Source organism: Sulfitobacter sp. HI0027 (assembly GCF_001634775.1).
Lineage (GTDB): Bacteria > Pseudomonadota > Alphaproteobacteria > Rhodobacterales > Rhodobacteraceae > Sulfitobacter.
In genome coordinates this window covers 1-20,134 of sequence record NZ_LWER01000132.1, presented here as the reverse complement: position 1 = coordinate 20,134, position 20,134 = coordinate 1, and the positions used below count along the sequence as shown (strand labels likewise).

Here is a 20,134-nt window from a genome sequence, read left to right as displayed (position 1 = left end):
AGTGAAGAAACTCATGAAGACGATCGACCTCCTTCTTGCCCGTTTCGGCGGAGAGCCGGTAATCCCCCTCGAGATCGCAGCCAACTACTGGAACTTCAAGCCGGATACACTGAAGCAGAAAATTGATGATGGCGAGATCCGGATCCCATACTTCAGTTTGGACGAAAGCAGCCAGAAAGCCCGTAAGTTCATCCTACTTGTGGATCTCGCCACTTTGATTGAAAATAAATATGCCGCCGCGACGGCAAAGTTTCAGGATCAGTGGGCCGAACTTGATGCTGTCTAAGTGAACGGGAGGCCGCGGCGGATATCTACCTGCGCTTCCACCATCGACGGCATTCTGAGCGGGTCATCCTAAGTGTCTTGCAGGCCGCTCTTCGATCACGACTCACACTTCTGTGGTCAAGGCAATGGCCGCACAGCTAAGCACTACATCTTGGAGGGGCGAAAGAAGCAATCAGCCCGTCGAGGACGCGCAAAGCTTCAGGCACTGCGTCACGGGCTCGAGAGGATGTGACAACGCTTGTTACGAGAAAGGTCGATCTTGTTCTCCTGCTGCTCCTCTCGCTGAGAGCAGCGGGATGACAAGCTGCCCTTATTAACACCAACCCGGAGGCCACTGGGTTTTGGCAATAACGGGCCCGAAAGGAGGAACGGCACGTCTTGGATCTGAGGCAATCCTGCCCAGGCACAACAGGGAGAACAATATGTTCGAAGTTCCCAAAGCCAGCCACTGCGCTGCACCGAAGACCATCACCAAGCGAGAAACACAGAAGGATGATGTGGTGACCCAATCGAGTTGCCTTTCGTTCTCGGTAAACGAAGCCGTCGTAGGAGCCCGCCATGTCGCGGACGCTTTCAGGCGAATTGACAATAGCGCCAACCTTTATAAGGAGTTGCATCAGCCGATCGGTGACATTTTGTGCGGAGAGTTGTCCGCCGACAGCTTCACCGGGCAGAAGATCGATTGTTTACAAGCGTTCGTTGAAACTCTGGAGGCCGATATAGCCGCTGAGACGCAGACATCGATCCACTTCGACGAATGCTGCATGTCAGGTGCTTGGGAGGAGACCCACGTTAGCAATCGTGGTCACTCACTTTACCGGCTCCAATGCGCTTTGGCTAATCTGGCAAACAGCATTTCGGACGTCGTAAACCTTAGAAATGCTGAGATATTGCGCGGCGAATTACTTAAGTAACTGGTTCGGCCGGGGTTCTCCTGGCCGAACCACTTTGCAGCAAGAGGTCTGGCAAGTAGCACACCGCTGAGACACCGAGTGGTTTCTCCAAGGGGAAATGCGCTGCATGGTCCGCGTTTTTCAGTTGTATGACGGCACAAGCGCGCTCATCACGAATATCCACCCTACCCCACCACCCGGTCAATCCATTCAGGTCTATAAATCCGCAACGCCAACATTTTAGCGATCATGTTGGCGTTGCAACCATGGCGTCTTATGGTGCGCACGAAAACGAAGTCGGCAAACAGCCAAGTATGATGACGAAAACAATATCGGATGAACTGTTTACTCCCGGCATTACCCACATCGAGATCCGATGTTGGGATTGCGGACATACGGTGACCCGCAGGCCCAGCGAGGTGCCTGAGGGCATTACCCAGCACGAATTCGAGCGCCGGTCTGTCTGCAAGTGCGGCACAGGCTGGCCGCAGGTGGCGCGGTTTCCTCGAAAGAAATCGACATCGATGTGATAGTCTCGCACGATGGAGACAACATGAAACCCAAGGTGCCCAGATATTCATTCCAAGAACGCGCAGCTGAGAAAGCCGCCGCGCGCGAACGCGATGAAGAACTACTTCGCTCTGGTCAGGTTTCACACGCTGATATGGCGCGCGCTAACGGCGGTTCCGTCCGAGGGGTGCGTTACAAAGGCCCAGCAAAGCGCATTTAGGCACTCGCTGCGTCTCAGCCGTCAGAGGACGACAGCGCCTGACCTGTGGTGTCATGACGATGAAGAGGAAGATGCCGAGCTTAATACGCTCTGCCATGCGCGGCAGGGCGAAATGCCGATCGAGGTCGATATCGATAATATCTGAAGGATCACCGGCACGAGGATTGTCAATTCACTACTGCGCCAACTTGGGCCAGCCCTTTTGCATTTCGTGGTGCAACTCGTGGCCGGCCTCGTGGACTTGACGCTATGTCTAACCAAGGCTGGAGGTCGGCTTGGCGGACTTTCCTGCCGTTCGCTGCGGCCGCTCAGTTTGCGCTGCGATTGCGAGGCCTTTGGAATGAAGGGGCGGATAACGGCCATTCGCTGCGCTATGTAGAAGCGCTAAATGGGTATCACTTCCATCGTCGACAGCATTTGGAAGACACGGACTACGAGGTTTTCAGCGGCTTGTGAGACCTTTGGTTGAAAGACATCTGCGTAACTGATCTGAGCGGCAGCACCGTTTGACATGTCTCCCGAGAGAATATCGTGTTTGTAGGCGGCCCTTCGGCACGCGAAGTTCCGCATGGAGACGGCCAAAGACGAACAGCGAACGAAAGATTTGTTGTTTTGCGCCAGTCTGCATTTCCAGTTTCCCGCGGCTCGCGCCTTTATCGGACAGTGGAAGATTCGAAAAAAGTGCTTCTCGACCGCTGACTGCCGGGAAGCACCATTAGTTTAGGTGGTGATGGTGGCCTGCGCAGCGTCAGTCAGAACTTGCGGTCTGCGGCTTTCCATCGGAGCCATAGTAGACGATCTCAACGTCCTTACGGAGATCCTCTTCCACGTCGGCGAACGCTTCTTGGCGCAGCTGCTGCTCAATCTGAGCTCGCACGGCCTCAAGTGGCGGAATTTCTTGGTCGCTGTTGGCTTTGATTTCTTCATACTTCGCCTCGATAGTTTCGCCTGAGACGCGGTTGCCCAGCTCGCGCTGAAGCCAGACCTGAATCATCGCATCTTTCTCGTTTGCCGAGCGCGCTTCTTCCATCAGCGCAACGACTTCTGAGTCTTCGTTTAGCTTGTCGGCCAATGCGGCCTTATAAATCAGCTCTTTTGCGATCAGTTGGTTTACCGCCATGGGCACCAGCAACTCTGGCGGTTGCTGTCGCAGTTGAGGTGGAAGCGCCGAGATTGCTCCGGAAACGTCCGAGCGGTTAATGTCCTCGTCTCCCACACGAACAACCAGCAATCCACCTTCAGCTTCTGCAGAATTCGATTTATCGGCTGCGGCGTTTTCGCCTGAGGTCTTGCTGGTTTCCTCAGCCTCATCTTGGGTGGTTTGGGCTTGAGTGTTTGACGTGTCGCTATTCGGATCCTGGGCATAAAGCGGTGCCGCGACCAGGGACACTACGAGCGCAGTGGTAGTGGTCAGTTGTGTCGTCAATGGCATGTCGTTTGCTCCTTTCGCTGCAACAAGTGCTGACAAAACGGCTAACGTTTCTTGTTGTTCCATTTTTGCGCAAGGAACACCTGGATAACGCACGATCTCTTCCCTGGGCGCGTGGACGGGGCAGTGAGCACGACCGGTTAGGTGATGCGCAATACCTAATATGACGCGCCAGCCGTTCCCTGGGGGCACATCTGACCCACGGGTTGGACTCTGGCGACTCGAAGAAGGCTGCCGCTGCGAGATGGGTAATACTTTTGCGCGGCATGTTGTCTTGGTCGGCGCGCCGCAGACCGATCATGCTTTTCCTGATCCTCAGGATGATTTCGAATTTGATACTGTCTCGCGAATACCGTTCTGTGTCAGGACAAGCCCGGTAGCGGCCGCAAGCGCAGCTGTGCCCAAGAGCATTGGTTCCGGACCCAAGGCGGATGAAGCCGCCCCGGCGATCGCTGGCCCAGCTATGTTGCCCGCACCAGTGATCAGCAGCGCCGTAGTGAAGCTGAGCGCAGAAAGCTCGGGAAAGAGCCGTTCTGACCAGAATGAGAGAACCGCGCTGATCATCATTACGAAGATGCCATGCAGGCCCGCTGATAAAACTACGTTGCCCCAAGACGTGGGCGCCCATGCTATCATCGCAATCGAAAGCGCCGCGCCGAAGTTAAGCACTCGCAGAAGCCATGTCAGCCCAATGGCGGATTTTACCCTTGCGGTCAGCAGGCCGAGCAACCCAAAAGCCCCGTAAGCGACAAAAATGACTCCGCCACTGGCCTGCGAGGGCAATCCAGCAAGCCCGCCCTGCTCGCTCACCCGGTCTGCCGCAAAGGTAACGTAAATGCCGTTGGTCACTCCGAAGGAGAAAGCAACGAGGTAGAGCGGCATAGCCGCGCGATTGGCGAGCTCTTTCCATTTACCGGGAGAGGCCCTGCCTGCAGGTTCTACCGCGTCGCCTAAAGCCGCATAGTTGATCAGCGCCGCGCCGGCGGCGCCGGCGGCGAAGACGGCCCAAACAAGGCGCCAGCCATACCCGAAGAAAAAAAGCGATAAGGCAAGAAGGCCCGCGAGCAGCACGCCACCAGCAGTTCCGGAACTGATGCCCGAAAGCGCCCCGGGGCGGTCATTCTCGTAGAGAATGCGGTGAGCCGCGTTGTTGAAAGGGGTCCACGAGAACCCTGCACTGGCGCTGGCAAGGCAGACGCCAATGGCAAGCACGATAGCATTCGGTGCAGTGGCGGCGACTGCAAGACCTAAGGTCGCCGCGATCATGCCGCACACGATCGGCACCCGCGGGCCCGCCTGTGCGATCAGCTTGTAGGAACAGCACAAGGCGAGGAAGAAAGCGGCAAATCCGAGACTCGAGATTATGCCTGCGGTTGCGGTCGTGATAGAGAAAGTCTCTCGGAACTGTGGTAAGAAGAGGCCGAACCCGACGCGCGCCGGTCCGAAGGCGATTGCTGTGGCGGCCGCCCCCGCGAAACTGATGCGTGTGAATGTTTGCAAGCGTGGCCTCCTGTCATGCCAGGAGAACGGAACAAGCCGCAAGAATGTTCCCCCCGCCGCATCAGGTGCGTCGTGAGCGCATACGCACTACAGGTTTCACATCGGTTCCGTTTAATGCGATCCTTCGGGGCATCCTCTGGAGCATAGGACTATATTGTTCGGCAGCGAGAGCAGTCATTCTGGCCTCCAAAATAGCCTGCAGTGCTTCCAAGCCGAAATAAATGTGCGCGTCCTTCTGCGCCACACGGCTAATATGAGCGTGGTGCCAACCTAAATTTTGTTCTGATAGTCGCTAACAATACGCAGAAAAGCGTTTAATGTCTTTGCGCTCAATTGCGAGATTTAGCTCAGACAAATGAAATTTCCCGTGACCGAGGCCACCAGTAGCGGAATGTATGCTCTCCCTGGCTTTGCCTACCAACGATAGAGCTTTCCAAATTATATATGAGGAAAATTGAACTTATATATGAGACCTTCAGGTCGGAAGTCGATTTCCGTAACGCCGTGCAATTCGGCACCAACGACCTTTTCCAGTAGACGTGATCCGAAGCCTCGGTGAGCCGGCGCTTCAACCAAAGGTCCGTCGATTTCCTTCCACACCATGCACAACATCGGCTCGTCACTACTTGTTAAGTGCCATTCTAATCGGGCTTGCCCGTCGGGAACCGAGAGCGCCCCATACTTCGCAGCATTGGTCGCGAGCTCATGAAGCGCAAGACCGAGCATACGTCCTGCCCGCGCTTTTAGTTCAATTGATGGCCCAGCAATGTATATTGCTTCTGGTCGCTCCCCGCGATAGGGCGCGAGAATATCCTCAGAGAGCTCTTGCAAGTCAGCTGTGGCGCCATGCTTTTCGAGTGCAGCACCTTCTGCCTTCGCCAAAGCCTGCAAGCGGCCCCTAAACTCGTCGCGGAATTCACGTGCCGTCCGGCCGTCCACCGCAGTCTGTGATGCAAGTGCCTGCACCAGCCCCAATACATTCGCTACACGATGTCCAAGTTCGCGCGCGAGAATAGACTGCTCTCGGACGCTACGTTCGAGTTCTTTGAGCCGCCGCACACGTGCAATCGCTGTGGCGAGAAGATTGGCGTAGGTTCGCATAAAAGCGATATCGTCGTCGTTGAAGTCGTGGGATTCCCGTGCGTCGACCTCAAGCACGCCAAACGGCGTGTCTTCACCGACGATAATCACATTGATCATGCTCTTTACGCCATGTCGAACGAGAACCTCTGGGATTTCAAACCGGTCTTCTGTGGCCACGTCGTGAGAGACCACTGGCTCATGAGTCAGCAAGGCGTATCCGGCCGGGGATTGCTCATGATCTGCAAATGTAACGTTTCCGATGACACCAGGCTCCCAGTTAACGCCCGCACGCATGAGAAGGTCCCCCTGTTCAGGTCGATGCTCCAGCACTTTGACCAGATCCACCCCGAGCGCGTCAGACACCAGCTCAGAAGCCCGCATTAGCAGCACGTCAAGATCACGGCAGTTGAACGCCAATAGGCCGAAGTCCGCAAATGCCTCGCGTTGATTTTTCAGGTTGTCGTCGGCCATTACTAATTGATCCTATGATGCACAGCTTTGGATGCTCGACGCAGACTGTAATAGCATCTATTAGGAACAGCCAACATATTTGCCACCATCACAACCCCAGTGTGTTCCAGGACGGCTTGCGCGGTTAGTTTATGCACACTTCGAATGTCGGGCCCCTCATAGGCCGAGTATGAGGGGCAGGCTATTCCCCACTCCTTGTAGGTGGGGTCACGCGGTAGACTATCGCGGGCAAGCTGGTTTACTTGCGGTCTCTAAAGGCGTGCCGCATTGCCCTGTAAGCTGGACTCGTTAGTTCAAAATCTTCTGGCAAGCCCCATTTAGTGCGATAAGCTTCCGGCGTCATGTCGTGCTTCTGGCTTATATGGCGACGCAGAATGTTCAGCTTCTCACCACATTCAAGACAGGTGACATGGCGGTGGTCACTCTGCTCGTCGTCTTCCATTGGCTCGCTATCTGTTAAGCTACGGGCTGTTGGCAAATAAATGGTAAAGCTGGTTCCTTCACCAAGTCCACTGGACAGAGATATGGTGCCCCCTAACAATTCGATTTCGCGTTTGAGTATGTTCATTCCAAGCCCGGTCCCGCCGCCCTCCCGGGCTGTTCTCGGATCATGACCTTCAAACTCATCAAAAAGTTTGCTTTGCAGATTAGGAGCTATACCGGCTCCGGTATCGTTTACACAAATTATGACAGCGTCATCCTGTGGAGTCGCTTCCACTGTCACTTGGACTTCACCAGCGGTCGTGAATTTGATCGCATTTGATACGAGTTGATCCACTACGTTTGTAAGAATGGCGACATCGAACAAGAAGATCATATTGTCTAACGTCTGACTATTCGAAGTCAGAACTATCCCCTTGGCGCGCGCGGCTTTGATGTTACGGGCGACGACATCATCGATCACTTTGATAAGGTCAAAAGATTCTGCCGTAATGGAAGCGGTAGCCGTGTCCAACTCTGCGATGCGAACCATATCCTCCGTGAGCGCGCGCAGGCGCGACGTATTTCGTTCAATCACCTCGACCAAGCTTTTCGTCTTATTATCCGTCGCAATAGCACCAAGAAGGCGCGCGGCTCCAGAAATTGCGCCCAAAGGCGTCCGGACCTCATGGTTCGCATGCGACAGGAAGCTCGCTCGGGTCAACGCCGCCTTTTCAGCGAGAAGCTTAGCCCTTGCACGATCCCTTACCGCACAGGCCAAATAAAACTGGTCGTCCGCGATCGAAGCCAACTGCATCAAAAGCTCCACTTCCTGCTCAGTCCAGGTTCGCGGACGTTGGTCCATGCAGCAAAGGGCACCCAGCGGCTGGCCACGCTCGCCGTGAAATGGGACGCCAAGATAGCTTATAACGCCAAACGCATCTATTGCCGGATTGTGCATATGCAGTGGATGTTCTCGAGCATCCGCCAGATACAAAAGGGCGCCGCTATCTCGCACATGCTTGCAAAAGGAGTGGCTTAGCGGCGTTGAGCGGGTCTGATTCAACTCGTCGGGAACACCAACGGCAGATTTCAGCAGTTGTCGTTCTCCCAGATCGTCAATGACCGTGAGCAGTGATACAGGTGCCCCAAGAAGCCTTGAAGCCAAATGGGTGATTTTGTCGAAGCGGGTATCCGATTCAGCAAAAGATAAGCCGAGCCCCGAAAAGGCCAGTGCGTCGTAATTCATGGAAGGAAGAACTCTCAGGTAGATTTGGCAAACGACAACTGCGCATATCAATGCGTGCGAATGCATGAATTCGCCAAATGGGGATGCTGGTCGGCTTATGCAATACCCGTTTCACGGGATATGAAAGAGATTGCTGCAGTGCAGCAAAAAAGCGCTCAGAGCCAAATTTGGTTTCAGCGGAATCCGGCCTGCATAGTCTTCTACCGAAAAAAATGGGCGCGTCTTTAGGGTCGTTGGATCTGATGCAAATGCACGAAACCTTGACCCCGCCCATTCGTCGTCGAGCGGGTGAAAACGCTACAGTGGGTCTCTCCACCACTGCAAGAGGCTTATATAAAGATACCGGCAGACAGATCATGACGATAATGTTTCAGCTTCCCGGCGGCGAGTTCTAAGTGCGCGGCGCCGTGCAGGCGGCCACCCGTATTGGCGTCTCGTCACTGGTCATAGGGCTGACGCCGATCGGCTTCAGCACCTTCAGGTCGGAACCCGTGACCTCAGTGCAAGCTGCGCTCAGCGGGTCTCCTGGTATCGCGTATGGCATCATCGTAGGCTCTAACATCGCCAACATTCTTCTGATCCTGGGGATAGCGGCTTTGCTGGCGCCGATCGCTATGTCGTCTAACGCGTTGACGCGCGACAGCGCAATTATGGTCACCGTGTCAGTGGCTTATCGCGGCATTGACGCCGATGGGTTTTGTCGCAGGGGCTATTTTCGTGCCGGCGCTGTTGGTCTATGTGCCTGCCGCCTTCCGGAGGAGCGCGCTGCGGCGCCCGACGGTGCACATGGGGTTGCCTTTGACAAATCGCTGGCTTTGCAAGAGGCGGACCCAGCTCTCGCCCCACGCCTGAGGTTGGCAGATCCGCTGTCATCTCGTTCATGACCGCGGTCGCGGGATTGGGTCTGGTCGTGCTCGGTGGCTACTTCCTTGTTAATGACGCCGTCGGACTGGCGCGGTCTTTTGGCATATCCGAAACCATCATCGGGCTGACGATCGTTGCCGTTGGAGCTTCGATGCCCCTGATCATGGCGGCGATCCGCCAGCAAACCGAAGTCGCCTTTAGCAATATCGTGGGGTCGAACATCTATAATATTCTGGGCATCGGCGGCTTCACTGCCCTCATTGCCCCGACCGAGGTCCCTAAGCAGATTGTGGGCTTTGACAATCTGGTAATGATCGGCGCCTCGCTTCTGCTCGTGCTGTTCGCATACCCTGGGCGACGGATCAGCCGTGTCGAGGGTGCCATCCTCGTCGCCGCCTAAGCGGCCTACGTGGCGCTAATATGGCCATGATCGAGGCGGACAGTGCTTGTAAACGAGCCTACTATAACCAAATATGCTTTCAAACAGCTATGGAGGACCGCATCTTGAAATGCCCGCTCGACGGAACCGAACTCGTGATGACAGATCGCTCCGGCGTCGAAATCGACTATTGCCCCCAATGCCGCGGTGTGTGGCTCGACCGAGGCGAACTTGATAAGATCATCGAGCGCTCTGCTGTGCGGTCACAGCCTTCCGATGGACCACAGCAGGCCACTCGGCGCACCGAAACACGCTATGACCACGATCGCCAAAGTGATGATGACAAGCGTCGGTATCAGGGCGCACATGGTAACGAAAAGAAGCGAAAAAGTTTTCTTGGGGAACTGTTCGACTTTTAAGCGTCGGTGTCGCCCTTTTTCTGTGCTGACCGCATCACATGTCCGAACTGGCTCTGCTGTAATCTTCTTGCGGAGCGCTCCGATCCTGATGCTTGCCTAAACTTCCCATGAACGATCATCTGTTACACTCCCTCGATGCCAAGGGCGGGAGGGATTGAGGCCCACGCGAATGGTGTGATCAACAGTCTTAGTCGGCGAGTTCGACGCAACCGGTTCTTTCTGCCTTGGCTCAACTTCAAGCAGTCCAAGGAGACACCGTTATTTCGGACTGGCACCAACGTTCGGACTGGCACCAACAAATGCACAAGCAGAGTCGGAGGCTTCGACGATGGAAATATGGGCTCTTAGCCGAACTTTGCCGTTGGCTGCCCGATGGTCGGCTGTGGGCCAATCGCGTTGCCCAGGCCAAGGGCAGTCAGATGCGAGAAGAATCCTGTTATAATCCGAAAAGTTAGAGCAACCGCAACGCAGTAGCGCAGCTGGGGGTGGACCGCGACCGAACGCTTGGCTTCGACTACACGGGTGGAGTTTGTGCTGCCTGAACTAAGCTTTTCTCCTAAGGCCTAAATTGATTGCCCTGACGTTTTAAAGGACCTGTCGCGTAGATTTTTGGCAATCAGGCCAACTTCGTTCTGGCCAATTTCGATACCAAGTTCACTATAGCTTGCGAAAAACCTCAATGTGGATCGCTGGTCTTGGGCCGTGCAGAGATGCGTGCAGTAACGCAATTTTTGCCTGCATCTTGAAATATTTTTCGGAACAATTTCCCTGGTCCTGTTTGTTAAGGCACTACATTGAGGGGAGCGTGGATATGTGTGGTGGCTGCATCTTTACCCGGCGCCGATTTCTCGCCTTATCGGCAGTGGGTGCCGCTACAGGCTTAGCATCATGCGACGAGTTTTCGTTGGTCAGTGACGACGAAGTTCGCGCAATGGGCCTTCAAGCTTGGCGAGAGATCAGCGATAGAACACCTGTCTCTACCGATCCGGAGGCGACACGTATTGTTGGCGAAGTGGCGGCGCGGGTTCTTGCCGCAGTTGATGAGCCTCGGGCTGTGTGGCAGATCACGCTATTTTCAGGCTCTGAGGCAAACGCCTTCGCTCTGCCCGGCAACAGAATTGGCGTCTTTGAAGGTTTGCTACAGATCACCGAAAATCGGGCCCAGCTTGCAGCGATTATCGGTCATGAGATTGGTCACGTTAAAGCGGATCACAGCCAAGAACGAATTAGCGCCGCGTTGGCCAAAGAACACGGCATCAATATCGTCTCTCGCCTTATGCAACTGGGCGAGGTGGAATTTGCTGAAGAGATGGCGGCTGCGCTCGGATTGGGCTTGGAGTTCGGAGTGCTTCTTCCCTATTCACGCCGCCACGAACTCGAGGCTGACGCGTATGGCGTGGATGCTATGCGGGCCGCGGGCTATGATCCAAAAGAAGCCGTTAAGCTCTGGCGCAATATGGATTCTGCGCTTTCCAACAGAACACCAGAAATACTCGCCACGCATCCAGCACCTGCATCCCGGATCGAACAGATCGAACAGATGATCGCTGAGATCTAACGGCCGCAGGTAAAGCATTTTGATGCCAATAGATAAGTTTGAAAGGCCTCCCATCCCCCTCCGAACTCCAGATAAACTGCGAACCACTTCCTGTCTGATCAGAAACGTTCGGCCCTGAGAACTGAGGCATCAGTGACCGAAATGACGCCAATATGACGCTCGATCAAAGTGAAGGCAGACTCCAAAAGTCCATCCAATCGCTCTGGTTTGATCAAACAAATCACCATGACCATCCCCGCACGGCCAATCTGCCCTTCGCGCGTCCATTGACCAGATCTGCCCGACCCCCCGCGGACGGGGATCACCGTATAGCCTGTCACGCCAGCTTTGGTGAGCGCTTCGGTCAGGCGGCCTTCAAGGGGTTTTTCGATAACGATTTCGACACGCTTTGCGGGTATCATCTTCATGTCAGCCTCCGGTTACTTGGGTGGCAATCGCCACATAAAGAGGAATGCCCAAGGTAAGATTGAAGGGAAAGGTCACGCCCAGCGATAGTGTTAAGTAAAGCGCTGGATTTGCCTCTGGTAGAGCCACCCGCATTGCAGCGGGCACGGCGATATATGAGGCCGACGCGGCAAGCACCATCAAGAGCACTATGCCTCCCAACGAGAGCCCGATCATCAGGGCAAAAACAAGTCCAATCATTGATCCAGCAAGCGGCATAACAACGCCAAAAAGAACGGCGCCCAATCCAAGAACCCCTCTCGATTGCCGCAACCCGCGCCCCGCGATCAAGCCCATGTCCAGCAAGAAGAGACATAGCACCCCCTTGAAGGGCGCGACGATAAACGGCGAGATCTCTGTCAGACCTTTTGTCCCAGTCATGAGGCCGATTACAAAGCTGCCAACCAGCAAGACGATAGAACCGTTGAGCATGATCTCTCGCATCAGTCCCGGCTCCATGCGCCCACCCGATCCATCTCGAGATACCAACCAAAGGGCCGACAAGATCGCCGGGGCTTCCATCGCGGCCGCGACCGCAACCATGTAGCCTTCTGATGCAATTGCGCGTCCCTCAAGAACCGAGGTCGCAGCAACGAATGTAACAATACTGATCGATCCGTAGTGCGCTGCCACGGCCGCAGCGTCCAGACGCGAAAACTTTGTCATCACCTTCAACAACGCAAAGGCAAGCAGGGGAAGGCCGAAGGACATGACAATCCCCGCGGCCACTGACATCAGCAAACCGCCATCCACACCATGATCGGAAACCGCTGCCCCACCCTTGAAGCCGATCGCAAATAGCAAATAGATCGACATCCCCTTGGCAATGGCTTCGGGGATTGAGAGATCTGAGCGCAGCAGCGCCGCGACAAGACCAAGAACAAAGGACAAGATGATCGGTGACAAAAGGTTCGAACTGGCAAGCGCCAAGATTTCGGGCATATCAATCTCCAGTTTTTTTCACATTATTTGTCGGTTTGGAGATTGCCAATGCGTAGGCTCTGCTCACCAATAATATTTAGGAACCGAAAAGATAGATCGGGAGTTTGACGCTTGATGACTGAAACTTGGTTTCCACTCTTGGTTGGGCTTGTCCTACTGGTAGGCGGCGGTGAACTGCTTGTCCGCGGTGCTGTGCAAGCAGCGGAAAAGATCGGCATTACACCTCTTGTTATCGGCTTAACCCTCGTCGGCTTTGGCACTTCAATGCCTGAGCTGGTGACTTCGGTCCAAGCGGGGTTGGGTGGTTTCCCGGGCATCGCCTTCGGAAACGTCGTAGGATCTAATATCGCGAATATTCTTTTGATCGCTGGGGTTTCCGCACTGATCTTTCCGATTGTCATCACTCGATCGGCCCTCCGCAGAGATGCTGTCGTGATGCTATTGGTCGCAGTGGCATTCGCGGTGCTGGCGCTACTGCTCCCGATGGGGCGCGTGGTAGGCGCCAGCCTGGTCGCTCTGCTCATCGGCTACATTTGGTTCGTGATTCATCAGGAAAGGGCTGGGCCGGGCGGCGGAGCAATCCATGACAAGAGCGCCGCCTTGGCGGGAGCCGATCCCGGAATTGCCTCTACACACCGCCGGAACGGTCTGATGGTGTCCCTACTCATTGCTCTGGCTGGCCTGGTCCTCGTGGTGATCGGCGGTTCCTTCTTGGTTAGCGGGGCCGTTGCTATCGCGCGCAACCTCGGCGTTTCAGAGACAGTTATCGGTTTGACGATCGTCGCAGTCGGGACTTCCATGCCGGAGCTTGTCACCTCCGTAATCGCCGCGCTGAAGCGGCAGGGGGACATGGCGTTCGGGAACATTGTGGGCTCGAACATTTACAACATCCTCGGGATAGGCGGAACCACCGCACTTATTGCACCGTCTCACGTGCCCGAACAGATCGTGCTTTTCGATGCGCCTGTGATGGTCGCCGTCTCCTTGTTGCTTGTTGTCTTCGCTGCGACTGGTCTTCGAATTGGTCGTCGGGAGGGTGCCATTCTGGTCGCGGGATACGTTGCCTATGGCTGGCTGCTCTGGCCCTGATCCACTTGGAAAAGAGAAGTAGGCAGAAGCTCGCAGTTTGCTATTCAACCTTTGTATCGATTGGTTTTCGCCTCGGTCAGCCTTCCAAGTTTGGTGTGAAGAAAAGCGAACAAGCCAGCAGAATGAATTGCCCAAAGCCGCCATTCGCAGCACATTCCACAGATGTCTGCTGTGGGCCGTCCTTTCTCGCGCGTTTTTGCTGCGGACGCAAAATGCTGCATCTGCTCGCGTGGTAAAGTGGGCTCGTTCCTGCCGTTCGTCGCGGCCGCCCACCCAAACGGCGCTGAGTTGCAGGTGAAGGTCGCATGTGCGGGACATTCCTGCCGTTCGCTGCCGTAGAGTGGTTTCTGCTGCAGCTGCGAAGACCCTCGTGAAAAGGACGGTTAGATGTCCTTCGCTCAGGTTGCACCAATGCCCGTTATGAGGGGTTGCTTTGGATACAGGGACCCCGTCGCGCCCGCTCATATAAAGATAAGCTATGCCCATTGCCTCTCCGCTGGCGCTGCCTGCATACTTGTCTCGCGGCGGCCAGGGCCGGTTCCGCCAGCGCGGTATCAACTACTGAGCTATATCTTGACGGCAGGCTGACACAAAATACATAAGGCGCTCTGGCGTTGGCCTCGATGGGTAAGGAACTTTTATGACCAGAAGGCCCGAGAGTTATCCGCTGCCGGAATTCGCAGAGTTATTCAATCATTCGCCCGCGTGTTTGGCTGTGTTTGAGGCGAAGGAGCCCTTTCGAGTTCTGTTTCACAATGACGCCTACCAAAAAATTCTCGATGAACCCTTTCGCGAAGAGGGTGTGGTGGGGAAGGCTATCCCGGATTTTGCTCCAAACTCAGAGCGTGTCGTAGAGATTTTCCGGAAAGTAGTAGCGACTGGCGAGCCCTTCGCGACAGAGAGCTATCATTATGACGGCTTAGAGAGGGGGCCTACCTGGTGGAACTGGAGCCTTACACCCGTTGATAAGGGGGGCTCCATCACCTCACTCGTGTTGACCTCTTTTGAGGTTACCGAGACGGTAATAGCGCAGGAAAAACTCCAAGCCGAGATCGATGCGAGGAATGATGCTGAAGCGCTTTTGGCAGGGGAGCAAGAGCTGTTCCAGCGCATCGTCGATATTATCCCGGTAATGATCACAATGTATGATGCAGACAAGAACCTGCTTCTGGTCAATAAAGAGTTTGAACGTCTGGCAGGCTGGGCAACAACTGAAGCGCGTGCTGAGCCAGTCTTCGATATCTGCTACCCTGACCCAGCTTACCGAGAGGAAGTGGCCCAATTCATGTCGCGTTGTGAAGGGTGGAAAGATATCCGCATGAATACGCGCGATGGGCTTACACTGGAGACAAGCTGGTCGAATGTGAGATTATCCGATGATCGTCAGGTAGGGATCGGTATTGATCTCACCCAACGCAAGACAGCTGAAGCTGAACTGCGGAGCAGTCGTAAAGAGCTTGCCTTAGAACGGGCGTTCCTCGAAGCAGTCATTGAAGCAGCTCCTGTAGGTATCAGCGTGGCGCGAGATCCCCAAGGCAAGCCTCCAATAATCAACAGAGAAGCGCGCCACATGATGGGCATAAACAGGCTTGAAGGGGGGCTGGAGCGCTATCTCGATCTGCCGCTGCATGACGCGGAAGGCCATCGTTATAAATACGATGACCTTGCTATCATACAGGCCCTAAAGGACGGCAAGGAGACCACCAACCGCGAGGTCATTTTTGAGACCAAGAATGGCTATAGACGCTGGCTTGTGAACGGCCGCCCGCTTCGTGACGACACAGGCAATATCAGAGCTGCGATTGCGTCCTTTGTTGATATTGAAGACCGCCGGCGCGCTGAGGAGGCGCGTGGACTATTGGTGGATGAACTGAACCACCGGGTGAAGAATACATTGGCGATTGTCCAGAGCATCGCAGCGCAATCGTTTCGGGATCTCTCCGACCCAAAGCAAGCTCAAACAAAATTTAGAGCGCGGCTAAGAGCGCTTGCAGCGGCGCACGATCTATTGACTGAAACGAACTGGTCCGACGCGACGCTCTCCGAAACCATTACTACGTCCCTTTTCGCCTGCGGCATCACAATCGAGAAGTCCGACCGCTTGGATATATCTATCGAGACCGATCAGAAGCTGGGCTCCAAAGCAGCTGTGTCGCTATCTATGGCGCTTCATGAGCTGGCCACCAATGCGATCAAGCATGGCGCTCTATCCAATGAAACGGGCCACCTTCGCGTCCGCTGCGCGCCAAATGCCGTGCGCGATGACTATATCCAAATCGACTGGATCGAAACGGGTCGTGTGCTTGACGGCACAAACAGGCGAGAGGGGTTTGGCATCAGGCTTATCAAGAGCACTGTGGAGAGAGAAATGAAGGGTAGGTCGCACATGCTGTTTTCGCCAGAGGGTTTCGAATGCATGATAGAGTTGCCCCGGGCTTCAATTGAAGGGAGAAGCTAATGGGTGTCCTGAAAGGTAAGCGCGTATTACTTCTCGAAGATGAGATATTTATTGCCTTTGATGCTGAAGAAATCCTGCTCAGCCTTGGAGCCGATCACGTGGTCTTGGCTCACACACTTAGCGAGGCACATGCCTGTTTAGAGAGCCAAAGCATGGACTGCGCCATGCTCGATCGCAATCTGAATGGAGAGTATTCTGATGAACTCGCACGCGACCTCACAGACAAAGGGATGCCCCTTATCGTAGCCACAGGTTACGGCGCGTTAGAAGCCAACTCAGAAATTGTGACCGTCTCTAAGCCTTACGATGAGAACATGATTGAGGCGGCCTTCCGCAGAAGTGGCCTTGGCGGACCGGCAGAATGACGAACCATTTGGGGGCAGGTTAGCTATCCTGCGCGGCATTGGGGTAAAGGCATCGCTGAGGACCTCCGCAGCATAAGTTAGAAAAAACGTGCAGCTGAACCGGATGTAGACGAAACCAGGACTCCTTTGTAGACTGCCAACTTAGGGCTAAGGGGGGGCGGGTTGTGAGCACGCAGGATATAAAGGTTCTCGAAAGCATCATAGATCGGACACCTATCTCGATCATAATCAGTGACGCGCAGCTCGAAGATCACCCGATCACGTTTGTTAACAACGCTTTTCAGCAACTCACGCTCTACAGTCGCGACTATGCGCTGGGGCGCAACTGTCGCTTCCTACAAGGCGAGCAGACCAGACCCGAGGACGTAGCGGCGATCCGCAAGGGATTGAGTGAAGGTAGAGATTTCCAAGCCGTCGTGACGAACTACAAAGCCGATGGAACTCCTTTCCGAAATCAACTTATGATCGCTCCTATTTTTGGCAAAGACAATGAGATCAAGGCTTTTTTCGGCGTGCAACGGGAGATCGGTAAGGACGAAGAAGGCCCTGGTAAAGAAGCGATAGATTTGCTGCGAGAGCTGCAACATCGGGTAAAGAACCACCTCTCGATGGTCGTTAGCATGATACGGATGCAGGCAAAACGGAAGGTGACTGCAGCCTCCCTCCGAGCCATGAGCCGTCGGGTAGAAGCGATCGCTCTACTATACGAGGAACTCTTCGATTTGACCCTTGGCGGAGATAAAACCGAAGCAGTTAGGGCTGGAGCCTACCTTAGTAGGATTACATCTGCGATCTCGGGGATCGAAGGGCGAAGCGCGGTCCGCGTAAACGTCAACTGCGAGGAGATCGATCTGCCTGTTGACCAGGCCGCCCGTCTTGGCCTCCTCCTCTCAGAACTTCTGACGAATTCGTTGGAGCATGCTTTCGAGGGACGAGATAAGGGCTTGGTATCGGTGGCCTTCAAAAAGCTTAGCAGTGGAGGCGTTCGATTGACTGTTGAAGACGATGGCATTGGTTTGCCCGATGGCAGCGATTGGCCCTATGAGGCATCGAGCGTAGAAGACCAGCATGCGCGTGCGAAGGCCGTGGCAGGCAAACTCGATACAACCGGTCATGATGGCAACTCTGGCGTCGGTGGCAGTATCGTCGTGGCGCTGACCAAGACGTTAAGTGCAAAGCTCATCGTTAATAGCTCGCTTTCTGGGACAATCGTGACGGTTGAGTTTGAGAACGCTTGAATCGTCACTGATATCGCCAATTTAGCTGAGAGCTGCAGAAGTCGGTTAAATTCGGCGACGTCAGAGCAGACCTTGCTAACGGATGTAGCGAACGGCCATCCACAGTGACGGGCATCTCGCTGCATGCGCAAAGCCGATGAGGGACGCCGCGGTCAATTAGGGCTCGGAGGAGACATTCTCCGCGTCTCAGCACAAAATTGGGGAGCAGATGGCTGCTAAGCGGGACGTAGCGGCCGTCCAGTATTCTCTACTGCATCGACAAAAACGGGAATTTGGGATATCGCCGCACTATGAGGAGTTATATCGTAGACACAGCCGGGACAGTTTTATTCTTCACTGCGATCGCAGCTCTTAGCGAACTTCTTATCGCTGGTATGGACCCCATACAGGTTTTGACCGCGCGGATGATTATGATACCGGTCATGATGATTACGGCGCGGCCCTTTGGACTTTGGCGGGATTGGTTTTTTCTGAAGTTTCGACCGCTACGTAGGATGTCCAATGTCTTCTGTGACATCATCGCTTTCACCACATTTCAAGTGCCAGTCTATATGGCGACCCTTGTGGTGGCAGGCGCGTCCATTTCTGAGATCGGCGCGGCCGTCAGTTCATCTATCGTATTTATGATCCTCCTTAGCCGACCTTTTGGAATTTATCTCGATACCCTGAGAAACCTGGCTGGAACTTCCGTAAAGTAGGGCTCGGACTCGACCTTCGCTGCGGTTTCGGTCATGGGCAGCAATGCGGACAAAGCCGCCATTCGTGCTCAGTCCTGCGGCGCGCTTACGTTCAATTTAGATCGGCGGGACAGTGGCCGCGGTAAGCGAAAAAAGCCGTCGTCAGGGCCACGGACAGAACCAGCAACGGGGCGATGGCATGGCTGAACTCGCCGTGCGACAGAACCGTGCCCGCGGCTCCGAGCATCACCAGGCTGGCGAGGCCTGCGCCCCAGAGCCGGGTCGGGCGCCAAGCGATCAGCGCCGCCGCAGTCAGTTCCAGCACGCCGGTGACGTAGTGGAACCAGCCGGGATAGCCCCACCTTGCGTAATCGGCGAGGATGGTTCCGGAGGCGAAGATATTGCTGATCCCGCCCACGACAAAGAACGCGGCCAGCAGCCAAGAGAGGAGGGATTTCCAGGGAAGATTACGCATGTTGGTTATTGTCTCCGCGCAAGGCGCCATGAAGGAAGGTCGATATCGTCTCACGCACATGATGCGCGCGTTCGTCAGGTGAAACCGGGGCAGTGTGCCCGGTCAGCGCGCGCAGTTGCGGGCCGGCCGTCAGCAGCAAGACGAACTGTTCGGCGCGCGTTTCGGGCGAAGGGCCGTGGCGTAATCCGGGCCGCCCACGAAGCCATTCAGCGAGGATTGCCGTGCCGGTCTCATGTCCCGACCGCAGGATCGACTGCGCCAGGTCAGGGAAACGCTGACCTTCGGAGATCATCAGGCGGTGCAGGGCCAGCGTGCGTGGCTGTAAGACGATCTCAAGCATCCTTTTGCCGAATATCGTCAGGGTCGGGCCGATCTCCCCTTCACCTATATCAAGATCTCGCAAGGGCTGGGTTTGGTCATCACACAGCCGAGTGACGACGTCGATGAACAGCCCCTGCTTTCCACCGAAACGACCGTAGACATTGCGCCGAGAGCCACCCACCCGGCCGATGAGTTCGTCGATTGACACGCCTTCGTAGCCGCGTTCGAGGAACAGCTCTGCGGCCGTATCGGTCAGCGCCTGAATGCGTGCCGCGCCATGTGCAGTTCGGTGAGTAACGGATTGCATGCCTTGCCTGTCTGTTGAAGAAATATGGTAACATACCATACCATATGATTTAAGCAACCTTTATCAAATCATGCCGCATATGGGCAGACCGAACGGCGGTTTTCGGGCCGCGCCTTCCGCGGCACTCGCGAGCAACTACCTTCCAGTTGCCTGCCTGAATGTCTCGGATGGGCTGATTCTGTGGAAAAACAGCGTGTTGCTTTCGCAGAAAGCTGCGCTTTGAAGAGCGCGCGAGCGCCTTTCCTATCAGGCTTTGCGCGTTTGCTGCGGTGCAGGAAAAATCTTAGCCAGTTTGCGGAGGTTTTGGGCGGTGGCGGCGAGGAGGAATTCGTCATTTGCACCGCATGGGCCGCGTAATCGCAGTCGTCCCAGCCCGAGAATGCGTTTGAGGTGGGCAAAGAGCATTTCGACCTTTTTCCTGAGCTTCATCGCAATCTGATATTCTTCAGTTTTGGCCAAATCTCTGGCAACCTGACGCGCGTCTTCGTGCTCCTCGCGGGTGATCTTGCGCGCCTCAGCGTTGGGGCAGCAGTTTTGC

General features: G+C 55.1%; 21 protein-coding genes. 12 read left to right on the top strand and 9 right to left on the bottom strand.

Annotated features, from left to right (window positions below; translation table 11 throughout):
• Positions 1 to 13: 13 nt before the first annotated feature.
• Together A3722_RS07290 and A3722_RS07285 are read left to right on the top strand one after the other, a co-directional pair.
• Entirely contained in the window at positions 14 to 286 is a 273-nt protein-coding gene (locus A3722_RS07290) for a pyocin activator PrtN family protein (protein ID WP_067621874.1), read from the top strand.
• Positions 287 to 707: 421 nt separating this feature from the next.
• Entirely contained in the window at positions 708 to 1,199 is a 492-nt protein-coding gene (locus A3722_RS07285) for a hypothetical protein (RefSeq protein ID WP_067621855.1), read from the top strand.
• A gap of 1,457 nt (positions 1,200 to 2,656) precedes the next feature.
• Here A3722_RS07285 and A3722_RS07275 read toward each other — a convergent pair.
• From A3722_RS07275 to A3722_RS07260, 4 genes are all read right to left on the bottom strand, one after another.
• The gene (locus tag A3722_RS07275) at positions 2,657 to 3,403 is read right to left on the bottom strand and encodes a hypothetical protein (RefSeq protein WP_150121013.1); all 747 of its coding nucleotides are present in this window, start codon (positions 3,401 to 3,403) and stop codon (positions 2,657 to 2,659) included.
• A gap of 249 nt (positions 3,404 to 3,652) precedes the next feature.
• A complete protein-coding gene (locus A3722_RS07270) occupies positions 3,653 to 4,837 on the bottom strand; it encodes an MFS transporter (protein ID WP_082849380.1) in 1,185 nt (394 codons plus the stop codon).
• A 438-nt stretch (positions 4,838 to 5,275) separates the two neighbouring features.
• Complete coding sequence (locus A3722_RS07265; protein ID WP_067621865.1) at positions 5,276 to 6,391, bottom strand: HWE histidine kinase domain-containing protein; 1,116 nt, start codon at positions 6,389 to 6,391, stop codon at positions 5,276 to 5,278.
• Positions 6,392 to 6,629: 238 nt separating this feature from the next.
• Positions 6,630 to 8,060, bottom strand: coding sequence for an ATP-binding protein (locus A3722_RS07260; protein ID WP_161487385.1), 1,431 nt, complete (start codon positions 8,058 to 8,060; stop codon positions 6,630 to 6,632).
• Between the two features lie 77 nt (positions 8,061 to 8,137).
• On the opposite strand from A3722_RS07260, the gene A3722_RS24740 reads away from it, so the two are divergent.
• The 5 genes from A3722_RS24740 to A3722_RS23190 all read left to right on the top strand — a co-directional run bounded on the left by A3722_RS24740 (position 8,138) and on the right by A3722_RS23190 (position 11,280).
• Positions 8,138 to 8,455, top strand: a complete 318-nt coding sequence (locus A3722_RS24740) for a hypothetical protein (RefSeq protein WP_236627363.1) — start codon at positions 8,138 to 8,140, stop codon at positions 8,453 to 8,455.
• A complete protein-coding gene (locus A3722_RS24735; RefSeq protein WP_236629246.1) occupies positions 8,456 to 8,944 on the top strand; it encodes a hypothetical protein in 489 nt (162 codons plus the stop codon).
• Positions 8,941 to 9,324: a sodium:calcium antiporter gene (locus tag A3722_RS24730; RefSeq protein ID WP_236627362.1), complete on the top strand. Its 384-nt coding sequence runs from the start codon at positions 8,941 to 8,943 to the stop codon at positions 9,322 to 9,324. The genes A3722_RS24735 and A3722_RS24730 overlap by 4 nt, the downstream gene beginning before the upstream one ends.
• Before the next feature lie 104 nt (positions 9,325 to 9,428).
• Positions 9,429 to 9,722, top strand: a complete 294-nt coding sequence (locus A3722_RS07245; RefSeq protein ID WP_067629382.1) for a TFIIB-type zinc ribbon-containing protein — start codon at positions 9,429 to 9,431, stop codon at positions 9,720 to 9,722.
• 904 nt (positions 9,723 to 10,626) lie between these two features.
• Entirely contained in the window at positions 10,627 to 11,280 is a 654-nt protein-coding gene (locus A3722_RS23190; RefSeq protein ID WP_161487668.1) for a M48 family metallopeptidase, read from the top strand.
• Between the two features lie 98 nt (positions 11,281 to 11,378).
• On the opposite strand, the gene A3722_RS07235 is transcribed toward A3722_RS23190, so the two are convergent.
• On the bottom strand, positions 11,379 to 11,687 hold the full coding sequence (locus A3722_RS07235) for a P-II family nitrogen regulator (RefSeq protein WP_067625255.1): 309 nt from the start codon (positions 11,685 to 11,687) through the stop codon (positions 11,379 to 11,381).
• Position 11,688: 1 nt separating this feature from the next.
• Positions 11,689 to 12,666: a sodium-dependent bicarbonate transport family permease gene (locus A3722_RS07230; protein ID WP_067625251.1), complete on the bottom strand. Its 978-nt coding sequence runs from the start codon at positions 12,664 to 12,666 to the stop codon at positions 11,689 to 11,691.
• A 114-nt stretch (positions 12,667 to 12,780) separates the two neighbouring features.
• Here A3722_RS07230 and A3722_RS07225 point away from each other — a divergent pair, with 114 nt between their 5' ends.
• The 5 genes from A3722_RS07225 (at position 12,781) to alaE (ending at position 18,514) form a co-directional block, all read left to right on the top strand.
• Positions 12,781 to 13,755: a calcium/sodium antiporter gene (locus A3722_RS07225; RefSeq protein ID WP_067625248.1), complete on the top strand. Its 975-nt coding sequence runs from the start codon at positions 12,781 to 12,783 to the stop codon at positions 13,753 to 13,755.
• Between the two features lie 640 nt (positions 13,756 to 14,395).
• The gene (locus A3722_RS07220) at positions 14,396 to 16,213 is read left to right on the top strand and encodes a PAS domain S-box protein (RefSeq protein ID WP_067625245.1); all 1,818 of its coding nucleotides are present in this window, start codon (positions 14,396 to 14,398) and stop codon (positions 16,211 to 16,213) included.
• Positions 16,213 to 16,578: a response regulator gene (locus A3722_RS07215; protein WP_067625241.1), complete on the top strand. Its 366-nt coding sequence runs from the start codon at positions 16,213 to 16,215 to the stop codon at positions 16,576 to 16,578. The genes A3722_RS07220 and A3722_RS07215 overlap by 1 nt, the downstream gene beginning before the upstream one ends.
• 164 nt (positions 16,579 to 16,742) lie before the next feature.
• Complete coding sequence (locus tag A3722_RS07210) at positions 16,743 to 17,816, top strand: PAS domain-containing protein (RefSeq protein WP_067625238.1); 1,074 nt, start codon at positions 16,743 to 16,745, stop codon at positions 17,814 to 17,816.
• A gap of 290 nt (positions 17,817 to 18,106) precedes the next feature.
• On the top strand, positions 18,107 to 18,514 hold the full coding sequence (alaE, locus tag A3722_RS07205; protein WP_067625235.1) for an L-alanine exporter AlaE: 408 nt from the start codon (positions 18,107 to 18,109) through the stop codon (positions 18,512 to 18,514).
• 91 nt (positions 18,515 to 18,605) lie between these two features.
• Here alaE and A3722_RS07200 read toward each other — a convergent pair whose 3' ends face one another.
• The 3 genes from A3722_RS07200 to A3722_RS07190 all read right to left on the bottom strand — a co-directional run.
• On the bottom strand, positions 18,606 to 18,968 hold the full coding sequence (locus tag A3722_RS07200; protein ID WP_067625232.1) for a DoxX family protein: 363 nt from the start codon (positions 18,966 to 18,968) through the stop codon (positions 18,606 to 18,608).
• On the bottom strand, positions 18,961 to 19,596 hold the full coding sequence (locus A3722_RS07195) for a TetR/AcrR family transcriptional regulator (RefSeq protein ID WP_067625230.1): 636 nt from the start codon (positions 19,594 to 19,596) through the stop codon (positions 18,961 to 18,963). The genes A3722_RS07200 and A3722_RS07195 overlap by 8 nt, the downstream gene beginning before the upstream one ends.
• Before the next feature lie 246 nt (positions 19,597 to 19,842).
• Positions 19,843 to 20,134 (bottom strand): transposase (locus A3722_RS07190; RefSeq protein WP_150120452.1); only part of this gene is annotated, 292 nt, incomplete at its 5' end.

What these genes read in the sequence shown, in the direction of transcription:
- A3722_RS07290 (WP_067621874.1), top strand. Translation starts at nt 14, where the DNA reads ATGAAGACGATCGACCTCCTTCTTGCCCGTTTCGGCGGAGAGCCGGTA.
- A3722_RS07285 (WP_067621855.1), top strand. Translation starts at nt 708, where the DNA reads ATGTTCGAAGTTCCCAAAGCCAGCCACTGCGCTGCACCGAAGACCATC.
- A3722_RS07275 (WP_150121013.1), bottom strand. Translation starts at nt 3,403, where the DNA reads ATGGAACAACAAGAAACGTTAGCCGTTTTGTCAGCACTTGTTGCAGCG.
- A3722_RS07265 (WP_067621865.1), bottom strand. Translation starts at nt 6,391, where the DNA reads ATGGCCGACGACAACCTGAAAAATCAACGCGAGGCATTTGCGGACTTC.
- A3722_RS07260 (WP_161487385.1), bottom strand. Translation starts at nt 8,060, where the DNA reads ATGAATTACGACGCACTGGCCTTTTCGGGGCTCGGCTTATCTTTTGCT.
- A3722_RS24740 (WP_236627363.1), top strand. Translation starts at nt 8,138, where the DNA reads ATGGGGATGCTGGTCGGCTTATGCAATACCCGTTTCACGGGATATGAA.
- A3722_RS24730 (WP_236627362.1), top strand. Translation starts at nt 8,941, where the DNA reads ATGACCGCGGTCGCGGGATTGGGTCTGGTCGTGCTCGGTGGCTACTTC.
- A3722_RS07235 (WP_067625255.1), bottom strand. Translation starts at nt 11,687, where the DNA reads ATGAAGATGATACCCGCAAAGCGTGTCGAAATCGTTATCGAAAAACCC.
- A3722_RS07230 (WP_067625251.1), bottom strand. Translation starts at nt 12,666, where the DNA reads ATGCCCGAAATCTTGGCGCTTGCCAGTTCGAACCTTTTGTCACCGATC.
- A3722_RS07225 (WP_067625248.1), top strand. Translation starts at nt 12,781, where the DNA reads ATGACTGAAACTTGGTTTCCACTCTTGGTTGGGCTTGTCCTACTGGTA.
- A3722_RS07220 (WP_067625245.1), top strand. Translation starts at nt 14,396, where the DNA reads ATGACCAGAAGGCCCGAGAGTTATCCGCTGCCGGAATTCGCAGAGTTA.
- A3722_RS07215 (WP_067625241.1), top strand. Translation starts at nt 16,213, where the DNA reads ATGGGTGTCCTGAAAGGTAAGCGCGTATTACTTCTCGAAGATGAGATA.
- alaE (WP_067625235.1), top strand. Translation starts at nt 18,107, where the DNA reads ATGAGGAGTTATATCGTAGACACAGCCGGGACAGTTTTATTCTTCACT.
- A3722_RS07200 (WP_067625232.1), bottom strand. Translation starts at nt 18,968, where the DNA reads ATGCGTAATCTTCCCTGGAAATCCCTCCTCTCTTGGCTGCTGGCCGCG.
- A3722_RS07195 (WP_067625230.1), bottom strand. Translation starts at nt 19,596, where the DNA reads ATGCAATCCGTTACTCACCGAACTGCACATGGCGCGGCACGCATTCAG.